Consider the following 12,374-nt stretch of genomic DNA (forward strand, 5'->3'; position numbering starts at 1 on the left):
TTCGTGGCATGGGTCCGCGCCTTTCGAGCGCGGGCCCATCCCGCCGGAGACGAAGTCTCTACCGTTCGAGTTTCGCGGCCACCTCGGCCGCTCTGGGGTGATTGAGGCAGTCCAGAATGGCCTTGGCGGCCCGCCATGACCTGGTGGCCGACTCGGTGTCCAGCTCGTCCAGCTGAACGTCACCGAGGTTGTTGAGCGACAAGGCCTCGTAGTACGAGGAACCCAACTCCCGGAAAGCGTCGATCGCGATCCGGTAGTTCGCCGAGGCTTCGCCCGGTGCGCCCAACCGGTGGTGGACATAGCCGAGGCTGTCGTGAATGGCCGCCTGCAGGTGCCGGTCACCGGTTTTCTCCGCCAGCGAAAGCGCTTGCCGGCACAGCCCGAGCGCGGCGTGGTAGTCGCCGAGATGCGCGGTCGTCCACCCCAGACCGTTGAGGCTGCTCGCCTCACCCAGCCCGTGCCTGCTCCACCGGAACAACGCGAGTGCCTGCCGGTGGTGGAACATCGCCCGCTGGTAGTCGGTTTTGTCCTGGTACGCCCACGCCAAGTGCCGGTGTGCCAACGCTTCCCCGGCGCGGTCACCGACTTTGCCGTACAGCTCGATCGCACGTTCGGCGTGGATCTCGGTCTGGCCGTACTCACAGAGGCTGTAGTAGACCTGCGCGAGCGAGCGGTGCGCGTCCGCTTGCGCCGCTTCACTTCCCGCACGTTCGGCGATCGCCAGGCCGATGTGCTGCGCGTGCACCCAGTCCTGCCAGTGCCCGCGTAACCGGAGATAGCCTTCGAGCACCCGCGGCAGTTGCCAGGCGTGCACGTCCCAGCCGTCGTCGGCGGCGTGCTGCACGCACGCCATCAGCACTTGGTGTTCCTCTTCGAACCATCGCACGGCTTTGCCGTAGTCGGCGAGGTCCCGCGGCCGGGCACCGGCGACGGGCACGTCCAGTTCGATCCCGGACTGGCTGCCGTACAGATGCCGGTCCCCGGCGACCGCGCTGAACAGGAAATGGTCGAGCACGCGGCTGACCGCCGCCCTGCGCTCCGCTGCGGGCTCGTCCTGTTGGGCCTGCTCGGTGGCGTACACGCGTAACAAGTCGTGGCAACCGAACCGACCGGGCCGGTGCTCGGCGAGCATGTGCGCCCGGACGAGTTCGGCGATGTCCCGGCGGGCGCGACCGAGGTCCGTGCCGGTGAGCGCGGCGGCCGCGTGCATGCCGATGTCCGGCCCGGGATACACGCCAAGCAACCGGAACAGCCGCGCGCCACCCGCGCTGAGCCGCTGACAGGACCACGAGAACACGGTCCGCAGATCAAGGTCGTCGCCGCCGTTCAGCCCGTCCAGCCGGGTGGTCTGTAAATCGTCGACAAGATCCTGAAGCGGTGTGCGAAAAGCGGGGTTGATCCGCGACGCCAGGACGCTCAACGCGAGCGGCAGGCCCGCGGCGAACTTCGCCAGTTCCGCCGCGGCATGCGGTTCGGCGGCCACGCTGCGCTCGCCCAGCCGCGTCGCCAGCAGCTCCTTGCTCGTCGCGACGGTGAACAGGTCAAGACACCGCCGATGCGCGCCGGTCGCGGCCACCAGGCCGTCCAGCCGGTCCCGGCTGGTGATGATGACCGCACAGGTCGAGCTGCCCGGCAGCAGCGGCCGGGCGTGCTCGCTGTCCCGGACGTTGTCCAGCATCACCAGGATCCGCCGGCCGGCCAGCAGGCTGCGGAACATCGCCGCCCGCTCGTCCGCCTCGGCCGGAACCGCCTGCGGCGCCACCCCGAGGTCCTGCAGGAAGCCGCGCAGCACCCGGCCGGTGTCCAGCGGTGCCTGCGGCCCGAAGCCGCGCATGCCCGCGTACAGCTGGCCGTCCGGGAACCGGGACTGGATCCGGTGCGCCCAGTGCAGCGCCAGCGTGGTCTTGCCGACCCCGGCGGTCCCGCTGATCACGGCGATCGTCATCCGGTCGCTGTCCAGGGTTCGGTCGAGCGCCCGCAGGTCGTCGACCCGGCCGACCACCCTCGGGTCGTGCGCGGGCAGCTGCCGCGGGGTCGGCCGGTTCGACTTCGGCAGCACCCGGGGGACCAGTTCGACCAGGGCGCCGCCGGTGCCCAACTCCTCGTCACACCGTTTCGCCAGCTCCACCGACGCCGGCCGCAGACCGTTCTCGATCTTGCTCAGATACCCGGTGTTGTAGTGCACCCGACCGGCCAGTTCGCGCAGTGACCAGCCGGCCGCCTGCCTGGCCTGCCGTAACCGGCTGCCGAACGCACTGGTCATCCCGCCCCCATCCAGTTGCCAATCGCCGAGGCAACGAGCAAACCCTGCCACCCACGACCCGGCCGAGCGATAGTTGAAAGCACAAGCGTGCCAACCGGCCATGCCTGATGGCAACGGTAGTAGTACCGACGCCGATCACACACGCTTGATGGACGGCGCCTTCTTGTCCGGGACGGTGGGGAGGCGGCCGGCGCGGCATTCGGTGTCCCCAGCACCTGCCGCCCATCGCGGGAGGGGCTCGCCCCGGTTTCACCCCCGAACCGGGTCAGCAGGCCCCTCCCCGTCTAACTGTCCTCGCTCCGCTCGGACGGACTTGGTGACCAGGTCTTTCCCCGGTCCCCCTCCCCAGGTATGCGTTGTGGGCGTATGGGGTGGACCCTCGGCGGGCGGGCCCAGAGCATGGGGGCATGGGGCACGTGCGGTATCAGGAGATGGGCGTTTCGCTCATGCCGTATGCCATGCGGCTCACCGGTTATGACCGGCAGTGGGCGGAGGACGTCGTCCAGGAGACCCTGATCAGGGCGTGGCGCAACGCGGGCAGGCTCGACCCGCGGCCACAGTTGTTGCGGGCGTGGATGTACACGGTCGCGCGGCGGGTGGTCATCGACGACCGCAGGCATCGGCGGGCTCGGCCGTTCGAGGTGGAGGAGGCGCACGAGGACTACGTCAGCGTGCCCGACCCGGCCGAGGAAACAGTGTCGTCCATGGTGGTGCACCGGGCGTTGGAGCGGTTGCCCGCCGCTCAGCGCGAGGTGATCCTGGAGACCTACCTGCGGGGCCGGACGGTCAACGAGGTCGCGGCCATGCTGGGGGTGCCGCCCGGGACCGTGAAGTCCCGGATGTACCACGGTGTTCGGGCGTTGCGCCGGTCACTCAGCGACCGGGTGTGACCGAGAACCGCCGCGGTTGCGCGAGCGCGGCGGTCACTACCGGTGAGTCCCGGAAGGCCTTGGCCACCGCCACCCACCACGCGTACTCGCTGTCCAAACCGGACCCGTCCGTGGTGGCCTCCACCATGACGGTGTCGGACTCGCGTCCGGCGTGGATCGCGGCCTTGAGCTGGGCCGCCTCGACGGTCGCGAGCAGCTCGTCGCCGGACAGGCCGCAGCCGACGCCGATGCGTTCCGCGGTCGCGCGGACCGTCGGGTCGAACCGGGGTGCCAGCGCCCACCGCCACTCGCTCAGCTCCAGCATCTGCCGGCGGACCCGGTGGTGCGGCGAGAACTTCTTGCCCTTGGCCACGAACACCACCTCGGGGTTCACGAACCGCAACGCCCGGTGCAGCGGCCGCAGCAGGGTGAACACGTGCCAGCGTTCGGCACACAGGCCCAGTTGCGGGCGGAGCCGTTCCACCCCGGGCAGGACGGCCGCGATCGCGCCCGGCACGAACCCGAGCACGGACAGCCCGGACATCACCGGCGGCACCCATTCGACGTACTGCCATTCGAACCACACCGACGCCAGCGCGAAGAACTGGCCGAGCAGGTGCAGCAACGCGAACATGACGCCCACCTGCAGGCATCGCAGAACCCGGCGCAGCCACGGCACGTTCGCGATGTCCGGGTCCTTCGCGGCCCGCCCGCACCCACGCGTCGACGCCGCCACCGCGATGGTCGTCGGGATCAGGTAGACGAGGACGAAGGCGGCCACCGTTGGCTGGGTCCCGAACTGCGTGGTGAAGGCCAGTTTGTCGCTGCCGCGCACGTCCGACATCAGGAACAGCGCGGTCAGCAGCACGATCACCGCGAAGAAGATCCTGCTGAACCGCCACACCAGCTGGCAGGCGCGTTTCGCGGCGAACCGCCAGTACGTGACCAGCGAGATGGCGCCGCACGCGAACCCACACTCGAACCAGACCTCAAGCAACGTGGAGAAGTTGCCGACACCGGTCCAGGTGTCGAACCACGTGGTGAACGACGGCGCGGACATGAAGGCCGTGCCCGTGGCGTACGCGAGCGTGATCGTCAGCGCCCATGACCGAGGGTGGCCGCCGTATCGGTACAGCCGCGACAGTTTGAACGTCGTGGCCAGCGTGCCGATGATCGCGCCGGTGAGGAAGACGACGTCATATGTAGACGTCATGCGCGACCTCGTCGGCGTGGGCGAACGACGCCACCATCCGCCGCACGTGCTTGGGCAGGCCGTCGCCGGCCATCGCCCGCTGGTGGTCGGTGATGGCTTCCAGCAGCTCGTCCGCGAGCTCCTCGGCGTCGCGCTCCTCGTGGTCGTCGAAGATCGTCCGGCCGGCCAGGTACCTGGCCATGTGCGGCAACAGGTTCGGCGCCATCCGCCGCAGGCTCTCGGACTTGTTCATGGTCACCGGCTGGTGGCCGAGCATCAGGTGCGCGAACTCGTGCAGCAGGATCTGCAGCCGGTGGTACCAGCGCGGCGAGTCCGCGCAGATCACCAGGTAGGTGCCGTTGGCGAGCAACGCCGACACGCCGGTCAGCCGGGCGTCCGGCAGTGGCGCGAACCGCACTTCGACGTGTTTGCCCAAGTGCCGGCCCATCAGCTCGCACACCCGCCGCGCGGCCTCCTGGTAGGTCGCGTCCGGTGCCAGGTCGAGCTCACGGGCGATTCGGTTGACCATCGCACGGCGGGTGCGTCTGTTCATCGGGGGTCCCCATCGCGCTGAATGAACCAGCCCTCGTACTTCCCGGGTTCCAGGGCGTCGGCGATCGCCTGGATGGTGGCCCGCCTGGTCTGCTGGGACAGTTCCGGCACCTTCCCGGCCAGCCGGGTGACGAACTCGACCACGCCGAGCTCCCGCAGCTGCACCAGGTCGGCGCGTTCGGTGTCGACCCACCGGGCCAGCCGGTCGTCGAAGAAGTACGCCGGCGGAACGTCGAAGTGCTCGGACAGGCCGAGGATGTGCTTGAGTCGCGGGTTGTCGCTGACTCCGTTGAGCAGCTCGCGGATGTAACTCGCCGAGATCGAGCCGAAGCGGCCGTTCGCGCTGATCGCGCCGGCGACGTCCTCCGGCGACACCGCGCCCTGCGTCGTCTCGAACAGCGTGCGTAACGCTTCGTGTCGCCACGTCGGACGTTCACCCTCGGCTAACTCCCGGCGACCGCCGACGAAGTACGCGGGGTGCACGCCGAGCGCGCCGGCGAGGTCCTCGATGGCCTGTCTGGTCGGGTTGTCCTTCTGTCCTTTGCGGAGCTGGGCGATATAAGCGTGGCCTATGTCCCCGCCACGGTCACGGATCGCGGCGGACAGTTCGACGTTGCTGAGCCGCCTGCGCCGTCCCGGTGGGTGGCGGCAGAGATCGTCGAGCACAGCTGCGAAAAGCCCCTCCCCGACACGCGTCATGTCGCCCTCCTCCCTCACAGGTGTCGACAATGTACTCGTTCGAAACAGACAGGCAAGGGTTGAACACTGTGCGTCGCGGCCCTATGCTCCGGTCGGCGTATTTCTACTCCTGTTGGGGGTGATTCACTAGAACTCCTACGCCAGTTGAAGTCGTGAGATATGCGCCGCCCCTGAAGGACCAGGTTGCAGGATTCGAGCCGATAGTGAGGTTCCCGTATGCGTGCACGGCATAGAGCAACCCGCCAGCGAGCTCGTACGGTAAAGCCACGCACGGGTCTGATCGTGGTGGGAGTCGCCGGACTGGCGGCGGCGACCGTTGCCGCGACTGTGATGACCGACTTCGCCGGTGCGAGCGAACCCGTGAACCGTGGGCAGAACCAGAGCCCCGTGACAGGCAGGCCCGGCGCCCCGCAGCCGGCCCGGCCGGCGACAAGCTGGTACTCAGACTGGTCCTCCCGGGGATCGAGCGGGACGAACTGCGATCCGATGGCGCTCCGGTGGTGCTGAGCAACCCCTGAACCTCGGCCGCGAGAAGGAGCCTGAATGAAGCAGCAACAGTTAGGTGGTTACGGGGTCGAGACCCGGCGGTCGAGCCGGTCCGGCGCCCCGGCACGGCCCGACGAGTTCTGGGATGCCGCGCCTATGCGGGCGGCCTCCACCGAACGGCACTTCGGCCAGCTGCTGAGGGAATACCGCCGCGCCGGCAACGTCGGCCAGGCGGAGGTGGCCCAGTGGCTGGGGGTGAGCCAGGGCCAGATCAGCAGGATCGAACGGGACCGAAGTCAGGTGCACGACCTGGACAAGCTGGAGCGTTGGGCCAAGGCGCTGAAGATCCCGCAGCGGCTGCTGTGGTTCCAGCTGTCCGGTGCCCGCCCGGCGGAGTTCGCCGGCGGCGATGGACTGTTCAACGCGTTGCGTACGGTCAGCCGCCCGGACGACCAGGTGGGGATGGGCATGCGGTCGCTTTTCCGTTGGCTGGGCAACGAGATGACCGACGAGCCGGAGACGCCGAACGACAACGTCTTCCGGGCCGCGGCGGAGTCGTACCTGCGTGGTGGCTGGTACGCCTACGACGAGGGCGAAGTGGCGCTGGGCAGCCAGCGGATGCGGATCGCGCTGAACCTGGCGCGCCGGTCCGGCGAGGCCCCGCTGTCCGCGGAGATCCTGGCGGCACTGAGCTTCCAGTCGTTGTTCCACGGCACTTTGGACACCGCGGTGCCGGTGATCAGGATGGCCGAGCAGGCGGCCGAACGCACCGGGCTGGTCCAGCTGCAGGTGGAGGTCGGCTCGATGGGAGCGGCCTGCTACGCGATGATGGGCGATCGCGACACGTGCCTGACAGTCCTGCGCCGGGCAGAGAAGTCCTTGGAGGCACGGGGCAGCACCGACCCGACGGACCGGCTGTACCTGGCGGCCGGCTGCGCGTTGTCGTTCCGGTTCCTCGGCTGGCCGAAAGAGGCCGAAGGGTTCGCCCGCACGGCCGTCAAACTGAGCGACCGGTGGCCGGGTGTGCGGCTGTGCACCCGCACCTTGCTGGCCTCGGCCCTGGCCGACCAGCGGAAGATCGAAGAGGCCTGCGCCACGGCCTCGCAAGTGGTGCCGCGTACGGCGCCGATCCGTCCGGTGCGCGACCAGATCTGCCTGACCTCGGTGGTGCGCAGGCTGTCGAAGCACGGCGACGACGTGTCAGTGCGGATGTTGTACAGCCAGCTGGCGTCCGTCGGCGTGCCTGTGCCGCGGATCTGACCCGCAAAGGGCCGTTTTCCCCTGGCAAATCCCCGAACTTGCCAGGAGAAAACGGCCGTGTTCGATTGCCCTCGCTTCGCTCGGGCGGGCTTGGTCGCCTAAGCCGGTCATTTCCACCCCGCCCCAGGCGACCGACATCTTCGCTCCGGGCCGGCCTTCGCTGTGCTCGGGGCGATGTCGGGCGTGTTGCGGGGCGTAAACGACCGGCGCGACCAAGCCGTGCGGTGGGCCACAGTCAAACCAGAGGTCAGGGGTCCTACCCGGCCGCGATCATCCGCTGGATCTCGTGGTCGAAGTCGAACCAGTTGTCCTCGTCCCCGGGCAGGACGACCTCGTAGGTGCTGTCCAGGAAGTCCGCGATGTCCTGGGCCAGCGCCTCGAACCGGGCCTGCCCCTTCGGGGTCACGAACTCGATCAGCACCATCTCGGCGTCGTCCGGCGCCGGCCACATCCGCACGTCACCCTCGCCCGTGCGAACGATCAGACCGTCGGCCAGCAGGTCACGCGACAGGATCCACTGCACCGCCCGTGCGCCCTCCGGCTCGAACAGCGCGTAGACGGCGAACGGGTCGCGTGTGTCGTAGCGCAGCTCGACGTCGACGGGGACCGGGTGGTCCGACACCAGGTCGAACGTGACCGTGGTGGTGATCTCCGTGTGTTCGTCGCGAGTCATCGCTCTGCCTCCCTGCTTCGTGTGGCCCTGCGGCGATGAGACGCCCCCCCATCGACCACCTGACGTCGTTATCCCAGATGATCACTCGAACGTGTCGGGAAGTGGTCCCGGTCACTCGACCGTGGCGGTAACTCTGCCCGAAAGGGTTGCCGCGAATGTACGCCGGTAGTCCTTGGGGCCGACTCCGACGACGCGGGTGAAATGGTGCCTGAGCAGGGCGGCACCACCGAAGCCGCACTTCTGCGCGACCTCCTCGACACTCAGGGTGGTCTCTTCCAACAGTTGCTGGGCGTGCAGGACGCGCTGCATCGACAGCCAACGCAAAGGTGTCGTTCCCGTCTCGGCGACGAACCTGCGCGCGAAGGTCCGTTCGGACAGTTGCGCGCGGCGGGCGAGGCCGGCCACGGTGTGCTCGGCGTCCAGGTTGTGCAGCATCCACGTGAGCACCGGCTCCAGGCTGTCGCCTGTGGACTCCGGGATCGGCAGTTCGACGTACTGCCGCTGGCCGCCGTCGCGTTGGGGCGGCACGACCATCCGGCGGGCGATCGCGGTCGCCGGCCCGGCGCCCAACTCCCGGCGCACGTAGTGCAGGCAAGCGTCGATGCCGGCGGCGGTGCCCGCGCTGGTGATGATGTCGCCGTCGTCGACGAACAGCACGTCCGGGTCGAGTTTCGCCTGGGGGAAGCGCTCCGCGAACTCTTGTGCGTGCCGCCAGTGGGTGGTGCACAGCCGGCCGTCGAGCAGGCCCGTGGCGGCCAGCAGGAACGCCCCGCTGCACACGGTGAGCAGGGTCGACCCGCGCTCCGACGCCGCGCGGATGGCGTCCAGGACGGCCGGCGGGTACTCGGCGCGGATGTTCGCGGCCGGCATGGCCACCAGGTCGGCGTCCGCCAGGGCGGCCAGCCCGTGGTCCGGGGTCAGCGGCACGCCCACGGTGGTCCGCAGCGGCACCCCGGGCCGCTCGGCGCAGACCCGGAACTCGATCGGCGGGACGCCCTCGTCGGTCCGGTCGACGCCGAACACCTCACAGAGCACCCCGAACTCGAAGGGCGCGAACTCGTCGATCAGCACGACGGCGACAGTCTTGAGCACACTCCCAGAGTAGATTGGCAGGATTTTGTTGTACAGGGTCCGTGCTGCCACTGTTGTCTGGAACTGTCACAGCGCAAAATTACTGCCATGACACTTTTGCTGCTACTCCTGGTCCTGGGGCTCGTGATATACGGCCTCGAGCGCAACCACCACCGGATGCCCAAGCCGCGTGCCCGGCTGCACGGCAACGTCGACGCGTTCTGGCCGCACTGACAAGGGCGAACTATCCAGCCCGTTCGGGCAACTACCTGGGGACAGCCCGAATTCCGCTTGCGCACACCCAGCGTTCCAGCGAGCCTCGCGGCGTGCGACACCACGAGTACGTCCGCTACGACGGCATTGGGCTACGCGACCTGATCGCGTCCGGGGAAGTGAGCGCGGCCGAAGTGGCCGCCGCCGCCAAGGACGCGATCGTGGCCGCCAACGACCGGGTCAACGGCATGACCCAGATCTTCGACACACCACTGGGATCCGCCCCCGACGGCCCCCTGGCCGGAGTTCCGTTCCTCCTCAAGGACTTCGGGCCGGTCGCGGACGGTGTGGAATTCTCCATCGGCAGCCGTGCCTTGCAGGGTGTCAAGTCACCTCAGGACAGCGAGCTGATGACCCGCTTCCGCGCGGCCGGGCTGGCGGCCTTCGGGGTCACGACGGTCCCGGAGATGTGCATCAGCTACGCCACCGAAAGTGTCCGGTACGGAATCACCCGCAACCCGTGGGACCTTTCGCGAGGCGTAGGCGGCTCCAGCGGCGGCGCCGCGGCCATGGTCGCCGCTGGCGCCGTGCCGATCGCGCACGGCAGTGACGGCGCCGGTTCGCTGCGGATCCCGGCGTCGTGTTGCGGTCTCGTGGGGGTGAAACCGAGCCGCGGCAGGGTCACGGGCGCCCCGGGCTCCGGCGACCCAGGCTTCGGCATGACAGGCGAGTTCGCCGTGACCCGTACCGTCCGGGACGCCGCGCTCCTGCTGGACCTCGTGCACGGACCCGGCGTCGGCGACAAGTACACGGCGCCACCGCCCGCACGGCCGTACCTTCAGGAACTCGGCGCGTCACCCAAGGCCCTTCGGGTGGGACTGTCCACAACGGCCTGGTCCGGCGTCGCGGTCGACCCGGAGGTGGCCGCCGAGACGGTTCGGGTCGCCAAGGTGCTCTCGGAGCTGGGCCTTCAGGTCGAGCACGCCAGCCCGGAAGTCTCCTGGGCGGACGCCTTTCTGGGGTTGAAGGGCCAGTTGGCGGCGGTCGCTGAACCGTGGCTGACCTCGCCCCGCCCACCCCAGCCGGACAAACTGGAGGCGGTGAGCCGAGCGGTCCTCGCCTGGGTCCGGGACCTCAAGGTGACGGACCTGTTGGCCTGCCTGGCCGCGCAACACCGGGTCAGCCGAACCGTCGGCGCGTTCTTCACCGACTACGACATCCTGGTCACCCCCACACTTGGTCAACTGCCCGCCCCGCACGGCACATTCACCTACGACAATCCGTCGCACACAGTGGACAGCTGGCTCACGTCGATCTTCGACCACGGGCCGTTCGCCTTGGTGTTCAACGTGACGGGCCACCCCGCCATCAGCCTCCCGCTCGGCCAGAGTGCGGACGGACTGCCCATCGGCGTGCAGCTCGTGGCCCCCTACGGTCGCGAAGACCTCCTGTTCCGCGTCGCCGCCCAACTTGAGGACGCCCTGCCCTGGCGGGACCGGACGCCTCCGTTCAGCGGGTGATGTCCCCTCGTCAGCGGGTGCGCCGTTTGTACATCCATGTCGCGAAACTGAACGACACCACCAAGATCCCCGCCACCCAGGCCAACGCCACCCAGCCCTGGTCACCGATGGGGGTGCCTGTCAGCAGGCCCCGTACCGTCTCGATGACCGGCGTCATCGGCTGATTGTCGCTGATCGCGCGGAGGAACGACGGCATGGTGTCGGTCGGCACAAAGGCGCTACTCAGGTACGGCAGGAACAGCATGAAGAAGCTCAACGCCGTCGCCGCCTCAGCCGTCCGCGCGATCACCCCGAGCCCAGCCCCCAACCAGGACAAGGCGACGACGTAAAGCAGCAGCAGCCCGACCGCCAGCACCCAGTCGACAAACCCGCCCGTCGGCCGAAACCCCATCGCGACCGCCGCGCCGACGACAATGGTGGTGGACAAGGCGTTCCGCGTCACGCTCGCCACAACATGGCCGGTCAACATCGCAGAACTTCGAATGGGCAACGAACGTAACCGGTCCACCATCCCACCCCGCATGTCCTCAGTGACCATGACCGCGGTGGAAGCGGCACCGTAACCCGTACACAGCAAAATGATCCCGGGCACAACGTAGTTCACGTACGCCGTCCCAGTGTGGATGGCACCGCCGAACACATACACGAACATCGCCATGATCATCAGCGGCAACATGATCGACATGATCAACGTCTGAAGATTGCGACGACTCAACCGAATGCTGCGCCCGATCATGGTCAACGAATCACTGATGGCGTTGCCCAAGCCGGTGTGAACGGTCACTGCGGAGCCGGAGCCGGCGACGGTCGCGCCGAAACCGGTTGGGGTGGGCGAGGTGGTGCTGGCTTTGGTGTGCGTGCTCATGTCGATTCCTTGGGAGGCTGGGGTTGTGGTGAGGGCGATGGCGGTGCCGGGTGGACGGGGCGATCGTCGAGGAGTGACGTCGGGGTTGATGCAGGCGGTGGGACTGGTAGTGGGTGGGCGAGTTGGTGTTGGGGTTGGCGTGGGTGAGGAGAGGGTGGAGTTGGAGTGGGCGGCGGGATGGGGTTGGCGGCGCGGTGGAGTTCGAGTGGAAGGGAGGGCGGAGGTGGAACTGGAGTGGCTGGGCGAGACGGGGTTGGGGTTGGCGTGGGTGAGGACGGTGGAGGTGGGAGTGGGTGAGGAGGGTGGGCTGGGGTTGGAGTGGATGGGAGGTGGAGTTGGTGTGGCTGAGCGAGGAGAGGTGGAGTTGGCGTGCGTGAGGAGGTGAAGGTGGGAGTGGGTGGTGAGGTGGGGTTGGCGGCGCGGTGGAATTGGAGTGGGAGGGAGAGGGCGGAGGTGGAACTGGAGTGGGGTGGGCGAGGTGGGGTTGGCGTTGGCGTGGGTGAGGAGATGGGGATGCCGTGGTAGTGCGTGGGCGGGGTGGGGTTTGGCGTGGGTGGGAGAGGGTACGAGGTGGAGTTGGTGTGGCTGGGCGAGGAGAGGTGGGGTTGGCGTGGGTGAGGAGGTGAAGGTGGGAGTGGGTGGCGACGTGGAGTTGGCCTGCGTGAGGAGGTGAAGGGAGTGAGTGAGGAGGTGGGGTTGGTGTGGGTGGTG

General features: G+C 68.5%; 11 protein-coding genes. 4 read left to right on the top strand and 7 right to left on the bottom strand.

Features of this window, described 5'->3' with window-relative positions:
- Positions 1–58: 58 nt before the first annotated feature.
- On the bottom strand, positions 59–2,263 hold the full coding sequence (locus EV192_RS08290) for a helix-turn-helix domain-containing protein (RefSeq protein ID WP_165960247.1): 2,205 nt from the start codon (positions 2,261–2,263) through the stop codon (positions 59–61).
- Positions 2,264–2,670: 407 nt separating this feature from the next.
- On the opposite strand from EV192_RS08290, the gene EV192_RS08295 reads away from it, so the two are divergent.
- On the top strand, positions 2,671–3,153 hold the full coding sequence (locus tag EV192_RS08295; RefSeq protein WP_132112620.1) for a sigma-70 family RNA polymerase sigma factor: 483 nt from the start codon (positions 2,671–2,673) through the stop codon (positions 3,151–3,153).
- On the opposite strand, the gene EV192_RS08300 is transcribed toward EV192_RS08295, so the two are convergent.
- Genes EV192_RS08300 through EV192_RS08310 form a run of 3 tightly spaced genes read right to left on the bottom strand, consistent with a single transcriptional unit; the run spans position 3,137 to position 5,575 of the window.
- The gene (locus EV192_RS08300) at positions 3,137–4,345 is read right to left on the bottom strand and encodes an MAB_1171c family putative transporter (RefSeq protein WP_132112621.1); all 1,209 of its coding nucleotides are present in this window, start codon (positions 4,343–4,345) and stop codon (positions 3,137–3,139) included. The two genes, EV192_RS08295 and EV192_RS08300, sit on opposite strands and share 17 nt — an antisense overlap.
- Positions 4,329–4,877: a hypothetical protein gene (locus tag EV192_RS08305; protein ID WP_132112622.1), complete on the bottom strand. Its 549-nt coding sequence runs from the start codon at positions 4,875–4,877 to the stop codon at positions 4,329–4,331. The genes EV192_RS08300 and EV192_RS08305 overlap by 17 nt, the downstream gene beginning before the upstream one ends.
- On the bottom strand, positions 4,874–5,575 hold the full coding sequence (locus EV192_RS08310) for a hypothetical protein (RefSeq protein ID WP_132112623.1): 702 nt from the start codon (positions 5,573–5,575) through the stop codon (positions 4,874–4,876). Before EV192_RS08310 ends, EV192_RS08305 begins: the two co-directional genes overlap by 4 nt.
- A 543-nt stretch (positions 5,576–6,118) precedes the next feature.
- Between EV192_RS08310 and EV192_RS08315 the strand changes: the two genes are divergently transcribed.
- On the top strand, positions 6,119–7,321 hold the full coding sequence (locus EV192_RS08315; protein WP_132112625.1) for a helix-turn-helix domain-containing protein: 1,203 nt from the start codon (positions 6,119–6,121) through the stop codon (positions 7,319–7,321).
- A gap of 256 nt (positions 7,322–7,577) precedes the next feature.
- Here EV192_RS08315 and EV192_RS08320 read toward each other — a convergent pair whose 3' ends face one another.
- Both EV192_RS08320 and EV192_RS08325 read right to left on the bottom strand, forming a co-directional pair.
- Positions 7,578–7,994, bottom strand: coding sequence for an SsgA family sporulation/cell division regulator (locus EV192_RS08320; RefSeq protein WP_132112627.1), 417 nt, complete (start codon positions 7,992–7,994; stop codon positions 7,578–7,580).
- A 111-nt stretch (positions 7,995–8,105) separates the two neighbouring features.
- Entirely contained in the window at positions 8,106–9,086 is a 981-nt protein-coding gene (locus EV192_RS08325; RefSeq protein WP_132112629.1) for a GlxA family transcriptional regulator, read from the bottom strand.
- 87 nt (positions 9,087–9,173) lie between these two features.
- Between EV192_RS08325 and EV192_RS56740 the strand changes: the two genes are divergently transcribed.
- Positions 9,174–9,299, top strand: coding sequence for a hypothetical protein (locus tag EV192_RS56740; protein WP_279492934.1), 126 nt, complete (start codon positions 9,174–9,176; stop codon positions 9,297–9,299).
- A 92-nt stretch (positions 9,300–9,391) separates the two neighbouring features.
- The gene (locus EV192_RS08330) at positions 9,392–10,798 is read left to right on the top strand and encodes an amidase (RefSeq protein ID WP_132112631.1); all 1,407 of its coding nucleotides are present in this window, start codon (positions 9,392–9,394) and stop codon (positions 10,796–10,798) included.
- Between the two features lie 10 nt (positions 10,799–10,808).
- On the opposite strand, the gene EV192_RS08335 is transcribed toward EV192_RS08330, so the two are convergent.
- A complete protein-coding gene (locus EV192_RS08335) occupies positions 10,809–11,663 on the bottom strand; it encodes an ABC transporter permease (protein ID WP_132112633.1) in 855 nt (284 codons plus the stop codon).
- Positions 11,664–12,374 lie beyond the last annotated feature (711 nt).

The sequence above is a fragment of the Actinocrispum wychmicini genome (assembly GCF_004345645.1).
In the GTDB taxonomy this organism is placed as follows: Bacteria; Actinomycetota; Actinomycetes; order Mycobacteriales; family Pseudonocardiaceae; genus Kibdelosporangium; species Kibdelosporangium wychmicini.